The 20,685-nt window shown below is 63.9% G+C and carries 13 protein-coding genes and 1 pseudogene; 3 read left to right on the top strand and 11 right to left on the bottom strand.

Features of this window, described 5'->3' with window-relative positions; translation table 11 throughout:
• Nucleotides 1-14: 14 nt before the first annotated feature.
• The 7 genes and pseudogenes from H5V43_RS14530 to H5V43_RS14500 form a co-directional block, all read right to left on the bottom strand.
• A pseudogene (locus H5V43_RS14530) lies at nt 15-419 on the bottom strand (TolC family protein); the annotation flags it as partial.
• A gap of 46 nt (nt 420-465) precedes the next feature.
• Nucleotides 466-1,383, bottom strand: coding sequence for an efflux RND transporter periplasmic adaptor subunit (locus H5V43_RS14525; protein ID WP_025549800.1), 918 nt, complete (start codon nt 1,381-1,383; stop codon nt 466-468).
• Nucleotides 1,380-1,595 carry a DUF1656 domain-containing protein gene (locus tag H5V43_RS14520; protein WP_025549801.1) on the bottom strand — a complete coding sequence of 72 codons (216 nt, stop codon included), beginning with the start codon at nt 1,593-1,595 and terminating at the stop codon, nt 1,380-1,382. The genes H5V43_RS14525 and H5V43_RS14520 overlap by 4 nt, the downstream gene beginning before the upstream one ends.
• Nucleotides 1,592-3,652 (bottom strand): FUSC family protein, encoded by a 2,061-nt coding sequence (locus H5V43_RS14515; RefSeq protein ID WP_025549802.1) that lies wholly within the window; start codon nt 3,650-3,652, stop codon nt 1,592-1,594. Before H5V43_RS14515 ends, H5V43_RS14520 begins: the two co-directional genes overlap by 4 nt.
• A 42-nt stretch (nt 3,653-3,694) precedes the next feature.
• Nucleotides 3,695-4,144: a MarR family winged helix-turn-helix transcriptional regulator gene (locus tag H5V43_RS14510; RefSeq protein WP_025549803.1), complete on the bottom strand. Its 450-nt coding sequence runs from the start codon at nt 4,142-4,144 to the stop codon at nt 3,695-3,697.
• Nucleotides 4,145-4,367: 223 nt separating this feature from the next.
• Nucleotides 4,368-4,670 carry a hypothetical protein gene (locus H5V43_RS14505; protein WP_048576931.1) on the bottom strand — a complete coding sequence of 101 codons (303 nt, stop codon included), beginning with the start codon at nt 4,668-4,670 and terminating at the stop codon, nt 4,368-4,370.
• A gap of 23 nt (nt 4,671-4,693) precedes the next feature.
• Nucleotides 4,694-7,564, bottom strand: coding sequence for a M16 family metallopeptidase (locus tag H5V43_RS14500; RefSeq protein ID WP_099185408.1), 2,871 nt, complete (start codon nt 7,562-7,564; stop codon nt 4,694-4,696).
• A 173-nt stretch (nt 7,565-7,737) separates the two neighbouring features.
• Here H5V43_RS14500 and H5V43_RS14495 point away from each other — a divergent pair, with 173 nt between their 5' ends.
• From H5V43_RS14495 to H5V43_RS14485, 3 genes are all read left to right on the top strand, one after another.
• A complete protein-coding gene (locus H5V43_RS14495; protein WP_025549428.1) occupies nt 7,738-9,372 on the top strand; it encodes a M28 family metallopeptidase in 1,635 nt (544 codons plus the stop codon).
• A gap of 215 nt (nt 9,373-9,587) precedes the next feature.
• Nucleotides 9,588-12,167, top strand: coding sequence for an ATP-dependent chaperone ClpB (gene clpB, locus H5V43_RS14490; protein WP_099185599.1), 2,580 nt, complete (start codon nt 9,588-9,590; stop codon nt 12,165-12,167).
• Nucleotides 12,168-12,223: 56 nt separating this feature from the next.
• Nucleotides 12,224-12,967 (top strand): 2OG-Fe(II) oxygenase, encoded by a 744-nt coding sequence (locus tag H5V43_RS14485; RefSeq protein WP_025549427.1) that lies wholly within the window; start codon nt 12,224-12,226, stop codon nt 12,965-12,967.
• Between the two features lie 8 nt (nt 12,968-12,975).
• Here H5V43_RS14485 and H5V43_RS14480 read toward each other — a convergent pair whose 3' ends face one another.
• The 4 genes from H5V43_RS14480 to H5V43_RS14465 all read right to left on the bottom strand — a co-directional run bounded on the left by H5V43_RS14480 (nt 12,976) and on the right by H5V43_RS14465 (nt 20,584).
• Nucleotides 12,976-13,980 carry a hypothetical protein gene (locus H5V43_RS14480; RefSeq protein WP_025549426.1) on the bottom strand — a complete coding sequence of 335 codons (1,005 nt, stop codon included), beginning with the start codon at nt 13,978-13,980 and terminating at the stop codon, nt 12,976-12,978.
• Nucleotides 13,981-14,046: 66 nt separating this feature from the next.
• Nucleotides 14,047-16,905 carry a TonB-dependent receptor plug domain-containing protein gene (locus H5V43_RS14475; RefSeq protein WP_025549425.1) on the bottom strand — a complete coding sequence of 953 codons (2,859 nt, stop codon included), beginning with the start codon at nt 16,903-16,905 and terminating at the stop codon, nt 14,047-14,049.
• A 330-nt stretch (nt 16,906-17,235) separates the two neighbouring features.
• Nucleotides 17,236-17,499, bottom strand: a complete 264-nt coding sequence (locus H5V43_RS14470; protein WP_052816702.1) for a hypothetical protein — start codon at nt 17,497-17,499, stop codon at nt 17,236-17,238.
• Between the two features lie 70 nt (nt 17,500-17,569).
• Nucleotides 17,570-20,584: a TonB-dependent receptor domain-containing protein gene (locus H5V43_RS14465; RefSeq protein WP_052628081.1), complete on the bottom strand. Its 3,015-nt coding sequence runs from the start codon at nt 20,582-20,584 to the stop codon at nt 17,570-17,572.
• Between the last annotated feature and the right edge of the window lie 101 nt (nt 20,585-20,685).

Here is a 20,685-nt window from a genome sequence, read left to right as displayed (position 1 = left end):
TCGTGCAGTCACCCCGGATAGGAGGCGGCAAGGCCCAGATCATAGCCGACCACGCCCGGCAGGCTCTCCGCCGTGCCGGAAGGCCGGGCAAGCGTCCCGCCGCCGCTGACCGTGGTGCCGACGGTGCGCCCGGCCTCCGCCTCGCGCAGCACCGCCTCCGCCGCAGTCAGGTTCGCATCCGCCACGCGTAGGTCGGTGTTGGCGGCGAGCGCCTGTTCGACCAACGCGTCGAGCCGGGGATCGTCGTAGAGCCGCCACCAATGATCGGGCAGTTCGGCATTGCTGAAGCTGGGGTCCTGCGCCGACAGGAAAGCGCCCTGCGCGGCGGGGGCGGTTGCGGCGGACTTTTCCGGCGGGCGATAGTCCGGGCCCGCGGTGGCGCAGGCGGCCAGCGCCAAGGCCAGAAAGGGCGTCCACATCTTCGCCCCACCTCTCCCCGATGAAAAGGTGCCAAGAGCCCGCATTTCATGCATGGCGGCACACCCCCGGCTTCGCGTCCTTCCGCGCCGGTTCGATCGTCACCGTGGCCGTGCGCCCGGCGATCAGCTTCACCTCCGGCGGCACCCGCGTCAGCTTCACCCGCACCGGGATGCGCTGGGCCAGGCGCACCCAGGAGAAGGTCGGCTCGACGGTCGGCAGCAGATTGCCCGAATCCGAACGGCTGCTGTCGTTGATGCCATAGGCGATGCTGTCGACCCGCCCGTAGAGGTCCTGCGCCTCGCCCATCAGCCGCACCGTCACCGGCGCGCCGATGCAGACCAGCGGCAGCTTGGTTTCCTCGAAATAGCCTTCGATGCGCAGGCTGTCGCGGTCGACCAGCGCCATGGCCTGCTGCCCCGCCGCGACGAAATCGCCCGGATGCAGGTCGAGGTTCGTGACCACGCCATTGACCGAGGCGACCACCCGCGTTCGCTTGAGATTGAGGGCGGCGGCATCGCGCGCGCTCATCGCTTCGGCCAGCGCAGCCTCCGCCGTCGCGACGCGCGCGACATTCTGTTCATGCGCCTCCTTCGCCACCAGCTCGCCCAGCGCGACGTCGCGGGTCGCCTCCCGCCGCGCCTGACCGAGTGTGGCCCGGGCGCTGGCGATCTGCGCCTCCGCCTGCTCCAGCGCTAGCGCATAGCGCGGCCGGTCGATCACGAACAGCAGGTCGCCCGCCCTGACCGCCTGGTTGTCATGCACGGCGACGGAGGTGACGAGCCCGCCAATGTCCGGCGTCACCCGCACCACATCGGCGCGCACCCGCCCGTCGCGGGTCCAGGGGCTGCGCTCATAATGGTTCCACATCCATATCGCCACCAGCACGGCGGCGATGACGATGACGATGGTGGCGGCGCTCCTGATCAGGGCAGCGGGGATCAGCGTGGCGGCAAAACGGTTCATAGGCGGATTCCAAGGGTGGGAACGAGGAGGGCGAGCGCGCCCAGCACCAGCACGAAGATGCTGAGGTCGACCGCCGCGCGATAGGCGAGGAAACGATAGAGGCCAAAAGCGCCGATCAGCCGGGTGACGCCCCAGCTCAGGATCAGCGCCACCAGCGCGAGCAACAACAGGGTCGGCACATAGACGCCGCCCAGGGCGATTTCTCCGGTCATGCGGCGACTCTCCGATAGCCTTCGCTTTCAGGGAACAGGTTGCGGCGCAGGCTGACCAGCGCGAGTATGGCCTCCCGCCGGATCACCGCGCTGGGATTGCGCGACAGGTCGCTGATCGCATGGTCGATGTCGGTGAGCAGGGCGGGCTTCGCGGGCGCGGGCGCATCCGGGTCCAGCCCGCGATAATGCGCGCTGACGCCCGTCAGCACATCGGCCAGCGGCGCCGCTTCATCGGCGGGCAGGTCGAGCCGCAATTGCCGCAATTCGCCAATGGCGACGCCGGTCCGCAGGTCGCGCAGCGCGTCATAGAGCGGCCGCCCGCTGTCGGACCGCACCGCCGCCAGACGCGGCGCCAACAGGGCGATGCGGTCCAGCATCCGGTTGATCCAGCCGCGCAGATCGGGCGGCGTCATCAGTGTGGCGCGGTTCGCGATGTCGTTCCAGCCCGCGCGCACGGTGCGCCGGATCGCCCGCTCCACCCCCGCCGACTGCAACAGCCCGGCCATGATGATCGCGAACCAGATGCCCACCAGTTGCGCCACGGTGCCGTTGGCGTAGCTGGCAAAGGCGCTGACATAGCGATCCGACAGCAGCACCGGGCTGCCCAGCCCCAACAGCGTCGGCAGGGCGATGCCCATCCAGCGCGGCGACGCCATCATCGTGCCGAGCAGCAACAGCATCGGCGCATAGGCGGCCGCCAGCATGGCGAAGCCGTCGAGGCGCGGCATGATCGCATAGCCATAGACCGCGCCGAGCAGCGAAGCGGCGATGGTTCCGATCATGAAGCCCTTGAGCGGCGCCAGCGGATTGTCCGACGCCGCGAACAGGGAAAGGAACACGCCCGCCAGCATCACCGCGCTGCCGCCGTCCTTCCAGCCGCTGCCGATCCACAATGCGCAGCCCACGGCCACGGTGACGAAGGCGCCGAGGGCCCCGCGCGCCGCGCCGGCATAATCCCTGTGCAGTTCGCGGTTGCGCCGCCCCTCCAGCAACTCACCGACGCGGGGGCTGACCGCCTCCCGCCTGTGCGTCACCATCTGGTCGTAAAGGTCGCGGCAGTCGCGATGCGCCGCGATCAGGGCGGCCAGCCGGGCGAACAGGCTGAGGCGCATCATGTCCGCCCACCCCATCTCCGCCCGCGCCGCAGGCTCCAGAGCGGCGCAGCGGGCGATCAGGGCATCCGCCGCCGCGGTGCGAAGGATGATGTCGTCGCCGGGGTTGACGATCCAGGCGCGGACATCCGCGATCAGTTCTTCGACCTCCCGCGGCACCTTTCCGCCGCTCGCCGCCTTCAGCATGGCCAGCCGGTCCTCCACGGCCGCGCCCAGGGGCAGCAGCAGCGAAAGCTGGTCCTGCATCGCGCGCACCGTGCGCACGCGGGGCGCGAGGCGGCTGATGTCGAAGGGCAGGTGCACCGACATCTGGTGCAGTTCGGTGATGTCCTGCGCCAGACGGCGGCGTTCCTGCGCCAGCCCCTCCACCGGCTCCAACGCGATGGCGTCATGCGACCAGCGCTCCGCATCGCGCAGCATCGCCTCCACCCGCACCAGCAGCAGATTGGTGATGGAGCCGGGGAAGACGACGCCGTGGACCAGGCTGCCGCACATGATGCCGATGGTGATTTCCTGCACGCGCAGCGTCGCCACGGTGAAGATGGTCTGCGGCGTGTCGACGTCGGGGAAGACGATGAGGCAGGCGCTATAGCCCGCCAGCACGAACATATAGGATCGCGGCGTGCGGTCGAGCAGGGAGACGAAGACGCACAGGGCCAGCCAAAGCGCCATGGCGAGCGACAGCAGTTCCGGCGCATTGACCAGCGGCGGCACGATGGCGACGGAGAAGATCGCGCCGGTCAGCGTGCCGATGACGCGGAACACCGCCTTGGAAATCACCGCCCCGGCCAGCGGCTGGGCGACGATATAGCTGGTCAGGAACGCCCAATAGGGCCGCTCCAGCCCGATGCTGAGCGCGACATAGAGCGCCAGCATCGCCGCCGCGAAGCATTTCAGGGAAAAGAGCGCGGCAGGCCAGCCGATGCGCTCTCCAAGGGCGTTCATATCAGCGCTCGCATGTCGGGCCATTCATGGCGGGCCGTCCCGTTACGACTGACCCCGCCGCTCGGCCATGCGCCGCTCCAGCAGGTTCAGCAGGTTGACGATGATCTCGATCGCGGCATCGGGCACGCCGTCGAGCAATTCGCGCCGAAGATTCTCCAGCCTGGCCTCTATCCGGCCCACCAGCTCCTGCCCCTCCGGCGTGAAGGCGACTCGATTCGACCGCCGATCATCGGGATTGGGTACGCGCTCCACAAGCCCCGCCGCCTGCAGCTGGTCCAGCGTCCGGACCAGCGAAGGCTGGGCGATGCCCAGTTCCTCCGCCAGATCCGCCTGCCGGACGTCAGGGCCCAGCCGGTCGAGATAGATGAGGCACCAGCCCGCGCTGTTCGACACGCCGAATTCCGCCAGCGCCAGATCGGCCAGTTGCCGCCACTGGCGCGCCACCTGCGGCATTTTATGCGCGAGGGCGCGCTTCAACTCCGATCGGGACATTTTTCTTAGATAGCTAACTAATGTCCTGCGTCAAGGGATTTTCGTTTCTCTCCATCGCGGGATGGGAGCAGAAGCAGCCTTGGGCGGGGTGGAGTTAAAAGGGGCCACGACCTGCCAAGTCCGCAAGCGCCCCCCCGTTGCGCATAGGGGAAGTTTTTGACGCGGCACGAAAAAGGGCCGGAAACTCGCGTTTCCGGCCCTTTTTTCCGCCCTGCTGGAACCCTCAGGCCCGGCGCGTCCCCGAAAAGCCCGCCGTGCCGAACGCGCCAAGCTGCATCGTCCCGGTGATGGCGTCGCCATTCACCTCCGCCTCGCATTCCAGCGTCATCGGCATCGGCAGCGTCATGTTCATCTTCCAGCGCAGCTTGTTGCCGTCCACCTTGCCCTCGGCCACGTCGAGCGAACCCATCATGCCCGCGAAGGTGCCATGAAAGCCGTCGCCCGAGCTGATGACCGTCAGCACGCCATTCTGGTCGCCCATCGGCGTTTTCGCGACGCAGTCATAGGCGCCATCCACTGCTGCCATAGCACTTCTCCTTTACGTAATCGTCAATCGGCCAATGTGCCCATTTCCACCGGAAGGCCGACGACGTCAAGCTGCGGTTTCACCAGTTTCGCGTCGCCCACGACCACCCAGATCAGCCGGTCGGGATTGATCGCATCCCGCGCCGCCTTGTCGAGGTCGGCGGCCGTCATCGCGCGGTACACGCCCGGTAGCGTCTCATAATAATCGTCCGGCCGCCCGAGCATCCGGTTGCGCATCATCGCGCCGAGCAGGTCGGACGAGGTTTCGAAACTGCCCGGCAGCGACAGGATCTGGCTGTTGATCGTCTGGTTGCGTTCCGCCTCCGTCGTGCCCTTGGCGGTCAGGAAGTCGCTGATGTCCTTCCGCGCGGCGACGATGGACTCCCCGGTCTTGTCGGTCTGGACCGGGGCATAGACCAGCAGCGGGATCGTCTCCTTGACGCCGGGCAGCGCGCTGCCCGCATAATAGGCCCAGCCCTTGGTCTCTCGCAGGTCCATGATCAGGCGGGAGGTCGAGCTGCCGCCCAGCACCTCATTGGCGGTCAGCAGCGTCACCGGATTGTCCGTGCCCGCCTTGTTGGTGAGCAGCCCGGCGAGGATCATCGACTGCGGGCTTTGCGGCTTGTCGACCAGGATGATGCGCGAAGGGCGCATCATGCGGTCCATGCGGAACAGCTTGGCGCCCTTGGCCGCCTTGGGCGCCTTCCAGTCCCCGAAGCGCTTTTCCAGCAGCGGCATCACGTCGGCCAGCGTCGTGTCGCCGGTGACGAAGATCGTCGCATTGTCGGGCCGCATCCATTTGTCGTGGAAGGCGACGAGATCGGCCCGCGTCACCGCCTTGACGCCGCTTTCCGTGCCCGATCCGGTGAAGGGAATACCATAGGGATGCGCCTGCCCATAGAGAAGCGGCGGCAGCAGGCGCTGCGCGATCGGCATGGGTTCGGTCTTTTCCGCCGCGATCCGGGTCAGCACCTGGCCGCGCAGGCGTTCGACCTCCGCCGGCGCGAAGGCCGGGTTGCGGATCACGTCCGCCAGCAGACCCAGCGAGGCGTCCAGATTGGGCTTGAGCGCATAGAGGCCGACATTGGTCGCGTCCATGCCATTGCCCGCGCTGATCGAGGCGCCCAGCCGTTCCTGCTCCTCCGCGATCTGCACGGAGCTGCGCGTCGTCGTGCCTTCGTCCAGCAGCGCGGTGGTCAGGCCCGCCGTGCCCAGCTTCGCCTTGTCGTCGGCCGCATTGCCCGCATCGAAGGATACCGACACCCGCACCACCGGCACCGTTGCTCGGCGCGCGAAGACGATGGGAATGCCGTTCTTGAGCGTCGCATGCTCGACCGCCGGGAATTCCAGGTCCTTGACCGGCTCGATCCCCGGCTCAGCGATTTTTGTGGGCGGCGGCGGGGTCGCCGCGACCGGCGCGGGCTTCTTGGGATCGCGGAAATAGGCCGGATGATGGGTCGCGTTGCCCGCCAACGCATTGTCCTCGGCCGACCGCTCGCCCGGGGCCACGGTCAGGCGGAACACCGGCCGGGACAACCATTTGCGCGCCGCCTCGCTCACCGATTGGGGCGTCGCGGCGGCGGCGGCGGCCAGATCCTTCTTATATTTGGCCGGATCGCCCGAATAGACGGCGCCCTCGGCCAGCGTCACCGCCTTGCCGCTGAAGCCGCCGACCTTCTCCAGCCCGCCGATGGTGCCCGAAAGCTGCTGCGTCGCGGCGCGCTGCACCTCGTCCGCCGTCGGCCCCTTGGCGAGATAGTCAGCCAGAAGCTGGTCGAGCCGCTTGCCCACCGCCACCGGGTCCTGCCCCGGCTTCACGTCCACGGTGATCTCCGCGATGGAGAGCTTCTCGAAGGGCTGGATGCTGGCCTTCACGCCCACGGCGACCTTCTCGTCCCGCACGAGGATATTGTCGAGCCGCGAGGATTTGAGGCCGCCGAACACAGCCATCGCCAGGTTGAGCGGCGTCAGATCGTCCGAATTCACACCCGGCACGATCCAGTTGCGATAGAGCCGGGTGGCGGCGACATTGTCGTGCATCACCTTCTCGACATCCTTGTCGAGCGTCGGGACGGCCGCATCCACATCCCTGGGCGCGGGACCGGCGGGGATATTGCCGAACCACTTCTCGACCTTGGCCTTCGCGGTCGGCACGTCGATGTCGCCCGCCAGTACCAGCACGGCGTTGTTCGGACCATAATGGGTCTTGAACCATGTCTGCACATCGGCAAGGCTGGCTGCGTTCAGGTCCGCCATCGAACCGATGGTGGAGTGGCGGTAGGGATGCCCCTCCGGCAGCATGGCGGCGAGCTGCGCATATTCGACCAGCCCATAGGGCTCATTCTCGCCCATGCGCTTTTCATTCTGCACGACGCCGCGCTGGGTATCGAGCTTGGTCTGGGTGACAGCGCCCAGCAGATGGCCCATGCGGTCGGATTCCAGGAACAGCGCCCGGTCCAGCGCGCCGGTCGGCACCGTCTCGAAATAATTGGTGCGGTCGAACCAGGTCGTGCCGTTCCAGTCGGTGGCGCCGATGTCCTCCAGCCGCCCGAAGAAAGGTCCGTCGGCATTTTCGGAGCCGTAGAACATCAGATGTTCGAACAGATGGGCGAAGCCGGTCTTGCCCGCCGGTTCGAAGCGCGAGCCGACATGATACCAGATGGACACGCCCACGACCGGCGCCTTGCGGTCGGTGTGGACGATGACGCGCAGCCCGTTCTTCAGCGTGAACTGCTCATAGGGAATGTTCACCGCCGCGACCAGGCTGGAAAGCGGCGCGGGCGCGCTCGCCGTCTGGGACGCCGGAGCAGCCGCCGCCTGCATCATGGGCACGAACGCGAGCGAGGACAGGCCGAGCATCAGGGCCATCCGGCGGGAAATGGGGGAGAAGGTCATCGGCGCCTCATGATGGTCAGTGGATCGGCGGGCAGCATAGCGGGGCGTTTTAGCTGTGCAATACGCATGTGGGAGAGGCGCCTCATCCTCCGGCAAGGGCGAGAGGCCGCTGGACAGACGAAACCAGCGCGCTAGGTTTCCCTTCCAACCATAAACAGAGGTTTTCGCACCCGATGCGCCTTCGGTCCTTCGCCTTCGCTTCCACCTTCGCCCTTGCCCTCGCCACCCCCGGCCCAGCGCCCGCCGAAACCGCGCCCGCCATCAGTGCGGAGGGCATTCGGGCCGACATCGGCTTCCTGGCCGACGACCTGCTGGAGGGGCGCGACGCGGGCACGCGCGGCTATGACATCGCCGCCCGCTATGTCGCCGCGCGGTTCGAGACACTGGGCCTGCGGCAGGCGGTTGCCGATAGCTGGTATCAGCCCGTGACGCTTGCCGTGGCGCGGCTCGACAAGGGGGCCACCCCGTCGATGGACATCGGCGGCAGGCGCTTCGCCAATGGCGACGATGTCGCGGTCGGCGCCTTCGGCCGGGAGCCGCGGCAAAGCATCGAGGCGCAGGCGGTGTTCGTCGGCTATGGCCTGAAATCCGGCCGCGAGAAGATCGACGACTATGCCGGTCTCGACCTGCGGGGCAAGTTCGCGGTGGCGCTGTCCGGCTCGCCCGTCGGCATGCCGAGCGAGATCGGCGCACACCTGGCCGCCGAAAAGGCGCTGGCGGCGCAGCAGGCCGGGGCCATCGGCCTCATCACCATTCCCACCACCGGCTATCTGCGCCGCACCCCCTGGGAGAAGCTGCGCGACCGGGCGCAGCATCCGACGGTGAGCTGGCTGGAAAAAGACGGCCAGCCCTATGTCCGCACTCCCGGGATCCGCGGCACCGGCACAGTGACCGGCGCCGCCGCCGACGCGCTGCTCGCCGGATCGGGCAGGAGCCTGGCCGCGATCCGTGCCGAGGCGGAGAAGAAGGGCGTCCGGCCCAAGGGCTTCGCGCTGAAGCCCGGCATCCGCATCGAGCGCACCAGCACCGTCGAGACCGCGCCCAGCCGCAATGTGCTGGCGGTGCTGCCCGGTTCCGACCCGGCGCTGGCCCGGGAATATGTGCTGCTGATGGCGCATCTCGACCATCTGGGGGTCAAGGAAGACGGCAAGGGGCCGGACAGGGTCTATAATGGCGCGATGGACAATGCGTCGGGCGTGGCGACCCTGCTGGCGGTGGCCAAGGCCTTTGCGGAGAGCGGGGAGCGGCCGAAACGCTCCATCCTGTTCGCGGCGGTGACGGCGGAGGAAGACGGGCTGCTGGGGTCGCAATATCTGGCGCGGAACCCCGTCCTGCCGGCGGGGGGCAAGTTGGTCGGCGTGGTCAATCTCGACATGCCGATCCTGACCTATGATTTTCAGGACGTGATCGCCTTCGGCGCCGATCATTCGACCCTGGGACCGATTGTCGAGAAAGCGGCGAAGGCCGAGGGCGTTTCGCTCTCGCCCGATCCCCTGCCGGCCGAAGGGCTGTTCACCCGGTCCGACCATTATCGCTTCGTGCAGGAGGGGGTGCCGGCGGTGTTCCTGATGACCGGTTTCGCCGGGCCGGGGAAAGAGGCGTTCGAACATTTCCTCAAGACCGACTATCACCAGCTTTCCGACCAGATGAGCCTGCCCTTCAACTGGGGCGCGGCGGCCAAGTTCGCCAAGGTGAACTATGCCATCGCGCGGGAGATCGCGGACGAGCCGCAGGCGCCGCTCTGGTACAAGGGGGATTTCTTCGGGGACGCCTTTGCGCCGGATGCGCCAAAAGCGGTGAAGCGATAGGGAACATGTGTTCCCCGCCCGAGGTTTAACGCAGCGTGCTCCCGCGACCCGAAGGTCGGCCTGAGCCAATGCAGGAGTCCAGTTCTGACGGCGGGACCGGCTTCCCGCCTTCATAAGGAACACGGTGCGCCAGGACGTAAGGATATTTGCGTAGAGCCTCTTGTGTTGCTTTTATGCAACATTACATCGTGACGAGCTTCACGAAGGGGAACATGATGAACCTCGAAAAATTCACTGACCGCGCCAAGGGCTTCCTCCAGTCGGCGCAGACCGTCGCGATCCGGATGAGCCATCAGCGCATCGGCCCGGAGCATCTGCTGAAGGCGTTGCTGGAGGATCAGCAGGGCATGGCCTCCGGCCTGATCAAGGCAGCGGGCGGCGACGCCGGCGTGGCGCTGCGCGAAACCGACGCAGCGCTGGCCAAGGTGCCTGCCGTATCCGGCAGCGGCGCGCAGCAGACCCCCGGCCTGGACAATGATGCCGTGCGCGTGCTGGACAGTGCCGAACAGATCGCGACCAAGGCGGGGGACAGCTTCGTCACCGTCGAGCGGCTGTTGCTGGCCCTCACCCTCGCCACCACCACGGCGGCCGGCAAGGCTTTGGCGGCGGCTGGTGTGAAGGCGGAGGCGCTGAATGCCGCGATCAACAATCTGCGCGGGGGGCGCACCGCCGACACGGCGGGCGCGGAGGATCGCTACGACGCGCTCAAGAAATTCGCCCGCGACCTGACCGAAGCGGCGCGCGAGGGCAAGCTGGACCCCGTGATCGGCCGTGACGAGGAAATCCGGCGGACAATCCAGATCCTGGCCCGCCGCACCAAGAACAATCCCGTCCTCATCGGTGATCCCGGCGTCGGCAAGACCGCCATTGCCGAGGGGCTGGCGCTGCGCATCGCCAATGGCGACGTGCCCGATACGCTGAAGGACCGCACGCTGATGGCGCTCGACATGGGAAGCCTGATCGCGGGCGCCAAATATCGCGGCGAGTTCGAGGAGCGGCTGAAAGGCGTGCTGGACGAGGTGAAGGGCGCGGAAGGCCAGATCGTCCTCTTCATCGACGAGATGCACACGCTGATCGGCGCGGGCAAGTCCGAGGGCGCGATGGACGCGGGCAATTTGTTGAAGCCTGCCCTGGCGCGCGGCGAACTGCACTGCATCGGCGCGACCACGCTCGACGAATATCGCAAATATGTCGAGAAGGACCCGGCGTTGCAGCGGCGGTTCCAGCCTGTCTTCGTGGGCGAGCCGACGGTGGAGGACACCATCTCCATCCTGCGGGGCCTGAAGGAGAAATACGAACTCCACCATGGCGTGCGGATCACCGACGGCGCGATCGTGTCGGCGGCGACTCTCTCCAACCGCTACATCACCGACCGTTTCCTGCCGGACAAGGCCATCGACCTGATGGACGAGGCGGCGTCGCGCCTGCGCATGGAGGTGGAGAGCAAGCCGGAGGAGATCGAGACGCTCGACCGGCGGATCATCCAGCTCAAGATCGAGCGGGAGGCGCTGAAGAAGGAGACGGACAAGGCTTCGCAGGATCGCTTGGCGGCGCTGGAAGAAGACCTCGCCAATCTGGAGCAGCAGTCGGCCGAACTCACCCAGCGCTGGCAGGCGGAGAAGGACAAGATCGCGGGCGAAAGCAAGCTCAAGGAGCAGTTGGACGCTGCCCGCGTCGAACTGGACCAGGCGCAGCGCGCGGGCGACCTCGCCAAGGCGGGCGAGCTGGCCTATGGCCGCATTCCGGAGCTGGAGCGCAAGCTGGCCGAGGCCCAGAACGTCACGCAGGGCGCGATGCTGCGCGAGGAAGTGACGAGCGAGGACATCGCTTCGGTAGTCAGCCGCTGGACCGGCATCCCCGTCGACAGGATGATGGAGGGCGAGCGCGAGAAGCTGCTCGCCATGGAAGAGGAACTGGGCAAGCGCGTCATCGGCCAGGCCGATGCGGTCAAGGCCGTGTCGACCGCGGTGCGCCGTTCGCGGGCGGGTTTGCAGGACCCGAACCGGCCGCTGGGATCATTCCTGTTCCTGGGGCCCACGGGCGTGGGCAAGACCGAGCTGACCAAGGCGCTCGCCGGATTCCTGTTCGACGACGACAGCGCGATGGTGCGCATCGACATGAGCGAGTTCATGGAGAAGCACTCGGTCGCCCGGCTGATCGGCGCGCCGCCGGGTTATATCGGCTATGAGGAAGGCGGCGTGCTGACCGAAGCCGTGCGTCGCCGGCCCTATCAGGTCGTGCTGTTCGATGAGGTGGAGAAGGCGCATGGCGATGTGTTCAACGTGCTGCTCCAGGTGCTGGATGACGGCCGCCTGACCGATGGTCAGGGCCGGACGGTGGACTTCACCAACACGATCATCGTGCTGACGTCGAACCTGGGCAGCCAGTTCATCGCTTCGCTCGCGGATGACGAGCCGGTCGAGAAGGTCGAGGATCAGGTGATGGACATCGTCCGCGCGCATTTCCGGCCGGAATTCCTGAACCGGCTGGACGAGGTGATCCTGTTCCACCGCCTGGGCGCCGCCCACATGGCGCCGATCGTGGACATCCAGGTGGCGCGGATCGGCAAGCTGCTGAAGGACCGGAAGGTGAAACTCGACCTGACCGACGGCGCACGGGCATGGCTGGGCCGGGTGGGTTATGATCCGGTCTACGGCGCAAGGCCGCTGAAGCGCGCGGTGCAGCGCTACCTGCAGGACCCGCTGGCCGACCTGATCCTGCGCGGCGAAGTGCCGGACGGCGCGACCGTGAGGGTGGATGAAGGGGATGGGGCGTTGAGGTTGAGTGTGGGCTGATGCGGGAGCCAAAGAGGGGCGTTTCCCGGACGGGAAAATCGTTATAGTCCGTCCATATGGAACGCCCTTCATTCCCCATGTTCAAGTTGAATCCGGACTTGGACGAAGCGATTTTGCGAGAGCATTTTGCATGCGAGGGCCGCGTGCAGATCGCCGATTTCCTTGAAGCCCCTCAGGCTCTGGCGTTGCGCGCCAGTCTGAGCGAACGCTCCGATTGGCGCCATGTCATCAACGGCGAAAGCCAGGTCTTCGAAATCGCTGCCGATCGGTTCGATGCTTTGCCGGACGAGACGCGCAAGACCTTGGAACAGGCCATGTTCGCCAAGGCCAGTCATGGTTTTCAGTTCCAGTTCGACACCATCCGCGTGCCGGATGAAAAATCGAAGAGGCAAGCGGCCAGCGAGCATCTCGCGGCTTTTGCAACCTTCATGAGTTCTCAGGAGGTCCTGGAATTCATCGCGGCGATCACAGGAGAAAAGGGGATCGGCTTTGCCGATGCGCAGGCCACCCGCTATCGGCCGGGAGACTTCCTGACGCGGCATGATGATGCCGTCGCCGGCAAGAATAGGCGGCTGGCCTATATATTGGGGTTGACCCCGGGATGGCGACCGGATTGGGGCGGGCTATTGCTGTTCCATGGCGCGGGCGAGAATGTCACCGACATATTCGTTCCTCACTTCAACAGACTGAGCCTATTCGCCATCGGGCAACCGCACAGTGTGAGCCATGTGGCGCCCTTTGCCGGTGCCGAACGCCTTTCGGTGACAGGCTGGCTTCGGACAGGCCGGCAACCCGATTGATCCCGCATTCAGTTACCCAAAGCTTCGTTCGCCCATTGCAAGGCTGCCTCCATCCGGTCCCCGATGGCTGTTGCGGCCCGGCCGTCCGCATCCCTTTCGTCCTGCACCGAATAAGCTTGATCCGGCGCCTTGGCGTTCCGTCCGGACCAATGCGCGACGGTATCTGCCAGCATCGGCTGCGGCACCGCCAGCGTTTGCATCGCCTGACGAGCAAGATGCCGTGGGTCCGTCCGCAAACCCTCCCCATAGAGAAGGCGCATCTCCTTTTGACCAGACTGCTTAATCACTTTTTCAAAGGCGCGCTGCTGGATCGCATGCAGCACCAGCGTTAGCGCGAGCAAGCGATCCAGATCGTCGCCTTTGCGAGCCAGAGCGCCCGACACCTGACTGGCGTCGCGCGTGCCCCTGCTGGATAGATGGACTGCCGCCCGAGCCGCAAAGGCCAGCCGATCGCTGCCGCCCCGGCACACCGCCTGAAGAAAGGCCGGGCGCGTCATGGTGAGGAAAATCGCTCGCAGCGGACCGACGGACATTATCGAGGGCAACAGATTATTGGCCCAGTTGGATGGCTTCACCACCATGATCTCGCCAGGGGACCAGGGGCGATGGAGCAGCAAACAGATATGCTGCACCAACCGGTCGCTCATTTCCGCATTGCTTTCCCTTCGGTCGAGCGCGGCGCGATAATTCGCCAGATCGGCAAATATGTTCGGCTCCCGCAGCACCCGCACATGACCAGGCGCCTCGATCAGCCGCGACAATAAAGTCGAGCCGCAAAAACCGATATGGAAGAGAAAACGGCAGGTGGGGCGGGATGGCAAAGGCTGTCGCAGCAGATCGGCAATAGGCAGGGCAAGGTAGGAGCCGACGCCGATGTCCGTACGCCCGTCAATGAAGGAGGCGGCGGCAATCCTATCGGGATCACAGCGCAGGAACAGTATCTCGCCACGATCCGGATCGATCCTGTGCGGGAGCCAGGTGGGATCGTAAAGAACCGATTCGCGGTGAGTCATTCCCCCGTCATAGCGGCAATAAACCGGGCCGGGACCGCCTTAATGATCGGCCCCGGCCCTTCAGCATCAGAACTTGATCGACGCGCCGGCGAAGAACTGCCGCCCGATCACATCATAGGTATTGGGGAAGGTGCTGCCGCCGTTGGCTGACGCGCCGACCGTGTCGCCCACGATCGGAGGCTTCTTGTCGAACAAGTTCAGCACGCCCAGGCGGAACGTCACTCCATCTTCGACATTGACGCTGAGCGTCTCATCGAAATAGGAATATCCGCCGATCTTGGACCTCAGAATGTCGGTCGCGGCATCTTGCTTGACCGAACCCAGATAGCGCCAGCGGCTGTTCAGCGTGAAGCCCTTGAAGCCGAGGTTCAGGTCCAGAACATGCTTCCATTCCGGCAGCGGCTCCATGTCGCATGCACCGCCGAAAGTACCCGCGCATTCATAAACGGGGGAAGTCGGATCGCTCTGCTTCTTGAACGAAAAGACGTAGGTGCCAGCGAAGTTGATGCTGTAATTGAAGCCTTCCGACGAACCGCCGCGATAGCTGGCGGTGATGTCCAGCCCCTCCGTCTTGATGCCGGCGACATTGCCCAGCTGCGATGGCACGCCAATGGTCGTGTCGCCGCTGAGTCCACCCGTTACCGGATTGCGCACGATGCCGGCACAAGCGGCGCTGTTGGGGTCCTTATCGATATTATAGCATTGGTTCATCGTCACGAAGACGGGCGTGTCATCGACCGCATCCTTTATCTTGATGCGGTAATAATCGAGCGAGAAGGTGAAATTCCGCAGAGACGGCGGGTTTACCACCAGGCCGAGCGTGACCGTATCGGCCTTTTCCTCATGCAGATTCTGATTTCCGCCAGTGAAGATGTTGACCTGACCCGAAATCGGCTGCGCAATCGCGCCCACGGTCGGAGCCCCCTGCGCGATACAGATGGCAGCGATGTCGGCAGGCACATTGCTGCCCGCACAAGGATCGACCTGAAGGCTGCCGGTGGCTGCCACGACAGGAGAGTATAGTTCATAGAGATTAGGGGCGCGAACGGCGCGCTGATAGATGCCGCGCAAACGCACGCCATTGATCGGCGCATAGTCGCCGCCGAACTTGTAGGTATGAACCGACCCGACGGTCGAATAATCGGAATAACGGTACCCGCCCTCCACATTCAGCGCGTAGATGCCCGGCCGTTCCTGAACCAGCGGCATTTTCAGTTCCGCATAAAGTTCCTTGACGTCATATTTGCCGGAAATGTTCTGACCCTGACCATAATAGATGAGATCGCCCGACGCATAGAGCGGATCGACCTTGGTCGTGCCCTTTTCCCGGCGATATTCCGCACCGATCGAGAAAGCCGCCGGGCCGTCGGCCCAGGGGCTCTTCAGAAAACCGATGTCACCCGCCAGGCTGCCGCCCGCGATGAACTGGGTTGTCTTGGTATTTTCCGTCGCGTTACGCAGAACGAAGGCGAGCTGCTGCTGTGTCACCGGCGTCGTGGTGAAGATGTTGAGCGGCACGCAGCCGTTGGACGGATCGAAGCATTGCGGGCCGTTGGGCCCCTGGACCACGTCCAGCGCTTGCTGCAGAGCCGTATAGGACAGGTCGTTACGCAGCACGGTGTCGCGCTTCGATTGCCCGTATTGCGCGAAGAGATCATAGTTCAGCCCATCGCCGATCTGCCCCCGCAGACCACCCACAAACTGGAAATTGTTCGTGGTGTAGGTGCTCAAACGGCCGCCGGTTTCGACCATGCGGCGGCGGATGCCGATGTTGGACGTTCCCGCACGCGCCGTGGGATCTTCAGCGACATCCGATCCATCGTTGATCTGCAGGAAGGGATTGGCCACCTGGTCGAAGAAGGCGGCGCGCATCGCATCCGACAGGAAGGGGTTGCTGGGATCGAGATTGAAGCCGAAACCTGCGGTCGCCGTCGGCGCCAGGTTCGTCTCGACCTTCACATGGCTGTAGCTGAAACGGCCATAAGCCTCTACACCGTCGGTCACTTCATACCGGCCGAGCGCCATCACATTATAGCGTTCGAAGGGCAACTGGGCATAGTTGACGGGATTGAAGTTGTAGAGCTCGACATCGCTGGACAGCGAGCCATCAGGTTGGACCTGTTGCAGCCCCCCAACGGTGCCGTCCTCGTCCCCGGGAATGTCGAACAGCGTTGGGACGCCATTGCTGGAGCCGCCAGAGCTGACCAGGTCACTCGAATCCAGCGCGGTTGCGTTCCGGCGGCGGGCGCCGAAATAGACGCCGTTGCGCTTTGAATAGCCGCCCGACACGACCAGATTGCCCCGGTCGCCCAATTTGATGCCGCCAGTCAGGCTGATATTATAGAGCGCGCCGTCCCCCCGGCTGGAAATCTGGCTGCTGCCATCGGCTGCGAGCCCTTCGAACCGGTCGTCCAGAACGAAGTTGACTACGCCCGCCACGGCATCCGAGCCATAAACGGCGGATGCGCCACCGGTCAGCACATCGATCCGCTTGATCAGTGCCGTGGGGATGCTGTTGACGTCGACAGCGCCCGACGTATCGTAGAAAGGCGCACGCTTGCCATCGATCAGCACCAGCGTGCGGTTTTCCCCCAGGCCGCGAAGGTCGACCGTGGCCGAACCATCGCCCGGGTTGTTGGAAGATCCGCCGAAGCCCGCCATGAATTGGGGGTTGGACGACAGGATCTGTTCGACCGTCACGGTATTGACCTGTTTGATCTGCTCAGCGGAGAGCACAGCCACAGGACTGCTCGCTTCGAGATCCGGCCGCTGGATGCGCGATCCGGTGACAATGATCGTATCTTCTGCTTCGGGAGCCGCCGCCTGGGGTTCGCTCTGAGAGAAGGCAGGCCCTGCGACCAGTGCCATGGACAGGATCATCGGTGCCGCGCCGGAACGCAACATGCTCTTCTTAATATGGATCAAAGCTCTACCCCTTGCTTCGAGTGTCTCTGCCTCTCTCCGCCCTGTCTGGCCACTTGCGTGGCGTCGAAACGGCGCGGACGAACAAAGCCTGCTCAGCCATTTAACAAAAGTAAAGCTACGGAACTAATCTGCGATAATTTTGCTCGCCGCTATGTCGCTGAAATGCAACAGCCGCGAGCCCGTCCTGGGGGCGGCTGCAAAGGAGGAGAAGAAGCCGCTAGGCTCAGGAGGGCTTTGTCCATTGGAAGATGCTGTTGATCCCGATCAACACAGCCGTGGATATAAGGTGAATGGTGAACATCCCAGTCACGCAGCTTTTTCGTGCCGCGTTTAGTTCGAACGCCAATTCCCCGACAATGAGCGTGTGCCTGCTCGGTCCTTTTCCGCATTCGCATTCTGTTCGATCGCTTCCCACTCCGCTCGCGTATGGCAAGTGCGCTTGGGCATGAACGACCCTGTTACCGTTTCCCGGCGGCAGATTTTCTTTTCCGCGGCGCTGTCCGCTGACATCGCCTGACCAGACGGTGCATCGGCTGCGAAAGTCGGCGGAGCCAGCACAGACCCGCAGATCAGAATGATGGGAAACAGCTTCATCGAAAATTCCTCTTTTACGAAAAAGGCGGCCTCGACAAGAGACCGCCTCTTCTGTTTGCATTTCGTCCGATCAGAACTTGAAGCGCGCGCCGGCCCGGAAAATCCGGCCATACACGCCTTCGCCCGCCTGAACCGAGTTGTACAGGAACGCACCATAGGTGACCGGGTCGATGTCCGGCAGGTTGTCGAACAGATTGATGACGTTCACATAGAAGTTCACCTTATCCGTGACCTTGAAGTTCGTGTTCAGGTCGAAGGTGATGTACTTGGACACATGACAGTCGCCGTAGCCAGGCGACAGACCGCAATCCTTATACTCATTCCCCTGATCCATCGCCGACAGGTCATAGCCCGACGTGTAGTTGACGGTGCCAGTCAAAGCCAGCTTGCCGAAGTCCAGCGTATTCGACCAATAGCCATGCCACTTGAACGTGCCCGAACCAGCCGTCAGGTTGAAGTTACCCAGGGTACCGACATATTTTTCGGTCGTGCCGTCGGGGAAGGTCGTGCTGAGATTGATCAGCATGGAAGCTTCCAGATTGCTCGACCACTTCACACCGCCAAAATCGTGAGTGAAGTTCGCGCCGAAGTCGATACCTTCCGACTTGATGGTGTCGGAGTTGATCAGCGTCGATTCAACGAAGGCGATACGCGGAGTCGCCGTCGGATTGTTAACGTCGGGCGCGTCGGCGATGACATTGAAGCCGGCCGGGATCGGCTGGCCGGCGTAATAAGCTGCGATAGCAGGCGCCGTCGACGGCGAGGTGATCGCCCCAGTCTTCTTGATGTTGTAATAGTCAACGGTGAATGACAGGTTGCGGATCGGCTCGAACACCGCGCCGGCCGTGAAGCTGCGCGACTTCTCTGGGTTGAGATTGGGCGAAGCCAGCGTCGTCTGACCGATAGAGTAGTTGGTCAGATAGGTCGGGCAGGATGCCGGTGTAGTGGCACAAGCCGCACCATATTGAGCGCGGAAAGCCGCCGGGATGTTGGCGGCAACCTGCGACACATAACCGGTGGTCGGCAAAGCATTGGCTTCACCGAAGGACGGGATACGGAAGCCCTTCGAATAGGTGCCGCGCAGCAGCAACTGACGAACCGGCTTCACCTTGATGCCAAATTTGGGCGAGAAGGCGCTTTGACCCGAGCTATAGTGGTCATAACGACCCGACGCTTCCAGTTCGACTTGGTCGATGACAGGAGCGACGATTTCACCGAAGGCCGACGAAACGGTGCGGCTACCCTTGGTACCAAATGCGTTGAGAGTGAAATAACGCATGGTGGGACCATTGATGTCCGAGTTGGCGCTGGGAGCGTCGACGGCTTCATGATAGATCGATCCGCCGATCGCGACCTGCAGCGGACCGCCCGGCAAATCTGCGATCGCCTTCGACATGGTGAATTGGCCCTGGTACAGGTCCGACGAGGCATTCGAGATGTTCGTTGGCGTCAGATAATCCTGAACGTCTTGGCTGTTCGCGGCCGGATTGACGAAGTTATACGACCCGTCCTTGATCACATCCAGCAGGTGCTGGATGTAGACATAGCCATCCATCTTGCGACGCAGATCGGTGTGCATCGCCGTAAAATCGACCTTGTAGTCGACATCGTCGAATATCGTGCCCTGAATGCCAGCAGCAGCGCGATAGACGCGGCTGCGGGTTTCGTTGGACGTGATCGTCGTGGGAAGGCCGCCGATGATCAGCGCATTCTGGCCGGCCGTAGCAAACGGATTGTTTGGATTCAGCGTGCCGTTAGTCGCGGTGCACGGGCCAACGGTAGAACGAGCGCAGACATAGACGGGCAGCGACAGCACGAACGAGCCAGGCGCGCGCACGGCGGCATTGCTCGACGTCGAGAACTGCGGATAAAAAATGCCGGTCGGCGCATTTCCGCGGATCGTCGGCGGACCACCGGTATAGCTGACGGTGGACTGCTGGAAATTGACAGACAGATATGCTTCCGACGTATCGCCAACGCGAGCTGTGATGCGTGCGGAACCGCCGAAACGCTGAATTTCGGGAGCGACGACACCATATTTGTTCACGCCGTCCTCGTTGCAGACGAGGTTTGGAATATTGGCGTTGTTGCTGGGTGCGCGGTCTGCAGCCGTCGGGGTATAGGGCGTACCGTTGAGGCAACGGCCGGCCAGCAACTGATAGCGGCTGCCCGCAATTGCGGTGTTGGTGAGAGCGTCTGCTGGGCGAACATACAGGTTGCCCAGATTGTAATTACCATCGCCCTGCGCTGTCAGCGTGCCATTATTTTCCAGAACGCCGTTCGCGTCCAGACCATAGGCCTGGCCGTTATGGCCACCGATGCCGCGCTGATCGGAAGAATTAAAGGGCGCATCAAGCTGACGATTATAAACCGCTTCCGAATGATAGTAGAAGCCGCTGATATAAGCGTTGAAACCATTGTCATCCAGATCGCCGGTGCCGGCCATCAGCGACAGGCGTTGACTGCCCCCAGCGCCATTTTCGGCAACACCTGCCTCGACCCGACCGGCAATGCCCTTGAATTCACGCTTGGTGATAATGTTAACCACGCCGGCGATGGCATCCGCGCCGTAGCTGGAGGAAGCCCCGTCCTTCAGGACTTCGACATTTTCAACGATATCGTCCTGAATGGTGTTGAGGTCGACGAAATTCCGCGAACCGTCGTCCGCCAGCGGGTAATAAGCAGCGCGCAGGCCGTCGAACAGCACAAGCGTCGAGTTGGTCGACAGACCACGCAGCGAGACAGCGGATGCACCGCCAGCGAAAGCGCCGTTCGCAGTGAAGCCGTTGGTAAGAGCCGGGCCGTTATTGGAAGCCAGTTTCTGAATGCCGTCCTGCACGGTGTTGATGCCACGGCGGTCCAGTTCCTCAGTGGTGACCCGGGTCACTGGCGAGGGTGTTTCGGCGTCAGTGCGGCGAATAATGGAACCGGTAACGACGATCGTGTCACTAGACGGTTCGTCCGAGGAAGCTTGCGACGCTTGCGCGAATGCGGGTGCGGAGAAAGTCGTAAGGCCGGCGCTGACAAGAGTCAGCACCTGGAGAGCCGCGCCACCGCGCAGCCCAATCTTGGTTATGGTCTTCACTATCCAGTCCCTTGCTCTGGAGGTTCGCGGATTGCCCCGCGCGCTTTTTTGACGCGTGAAGAGAGCGAAAGGAGCCCGACAGCAAGCCCTCTTCACACGCA

This window comes from Sphingobium fuliginis (assembly GCF_015074805.1).
Taxonomy (GTDB): Bacteria; Pseudomonadota; Alphaproteobacteria; order Sphingomonadales; family Sphingomonadaceae; genus Sphingobium; species Sphingobium fuliginis.
The sequence above is the reverse complement of the archived record's forward strand: the minus strand, read 5'-3'. Positions and strand labels throughout refer to the sequence as shown.

Excerpts from the sequence above, each read along its gene's own strand:
- H5V43_RS14525 (WP_025549800.1), bottom strand. The coding sequence starts at position 1,383 with ATGAACCGTTTTGCCGCCACGCTGATCCCCGCTGCCCTGATCAGGAGC.
- H5V43_RS14520 (WP_025549801.1), bottom strand. The coding sequence starts at position 1,595 with ATGACCGGAGAAATCGCCCTGGGCGGCGTCTATGTGCCGACCCTGTTG.
- H5V43_RS14515 (WP_025549802.1), bottom strand. The coding sequence starts at position 3,652 with ATGAACGCCCTTGGAGAGCGCATCGGCTGGCCTGCCGCGCTCTTTTCC.
- H5V43_RS14510 (WP_025549803.1), bottom strand. The coding sequence starts at position 4,144 with ATGTCCCGATCGGAGTTGAAGCGCGCCCTCGCGCATAAAATGCCGCAG.
- H5V43_RS14505 (WP_048576931.1), bottom strand. The coding sequence starts at position 4,670 with ATGGCAGCAGTGGATGGCGCCTATGACTGCGTCGCGAAAACGCCGATG.
- H5V43_RS14500 (WP_099185408.1), bottom strand. The coding sequence starts at position 7,564 with ATGACCTTCTCCCCCATTTCCCGCCGGATGGCCCTGATGCTCGGCCTG.
- H5V43_RS14495 (WP_025549428.1), top strand. The coding sequence starts at position 7,738 with ATGCGCCTTCGGTCCTTCGCCTTCGCTTCCACCTTCGCCCTTGCCCTC.
- clpB (WP_099185599.1), top strand. The coding sequence starts at position 9,588 with ATGAACCTCGAAAAATTCACTGACCGCGCCAAGGGCTTCCTCCAGTCG.
- H5V43_RS14485 (WP_025549427.1), top strand. The coding sequence starts at position 12,224 with ATGGAACGCCCTTCATTCCCCATGTTCAAGTTGAATCCGGACTTGGAC.
- H5V43_RS14480 (WP_025549426.1), bottom strand. The coding sequence starts at position 13,980 with ATGACTCACCGCGAATCGGTTCTTTACGATCCCACCTGGCTCCCGCAC.
- H5V43_RS14470 (WP_052816702.1), bottom strand. The coding sequence starts at position 17,499 with ATGAAGCTGTTTCCCATCATTCTGATCTGCGGGTCTGTGCTGGCTCCG.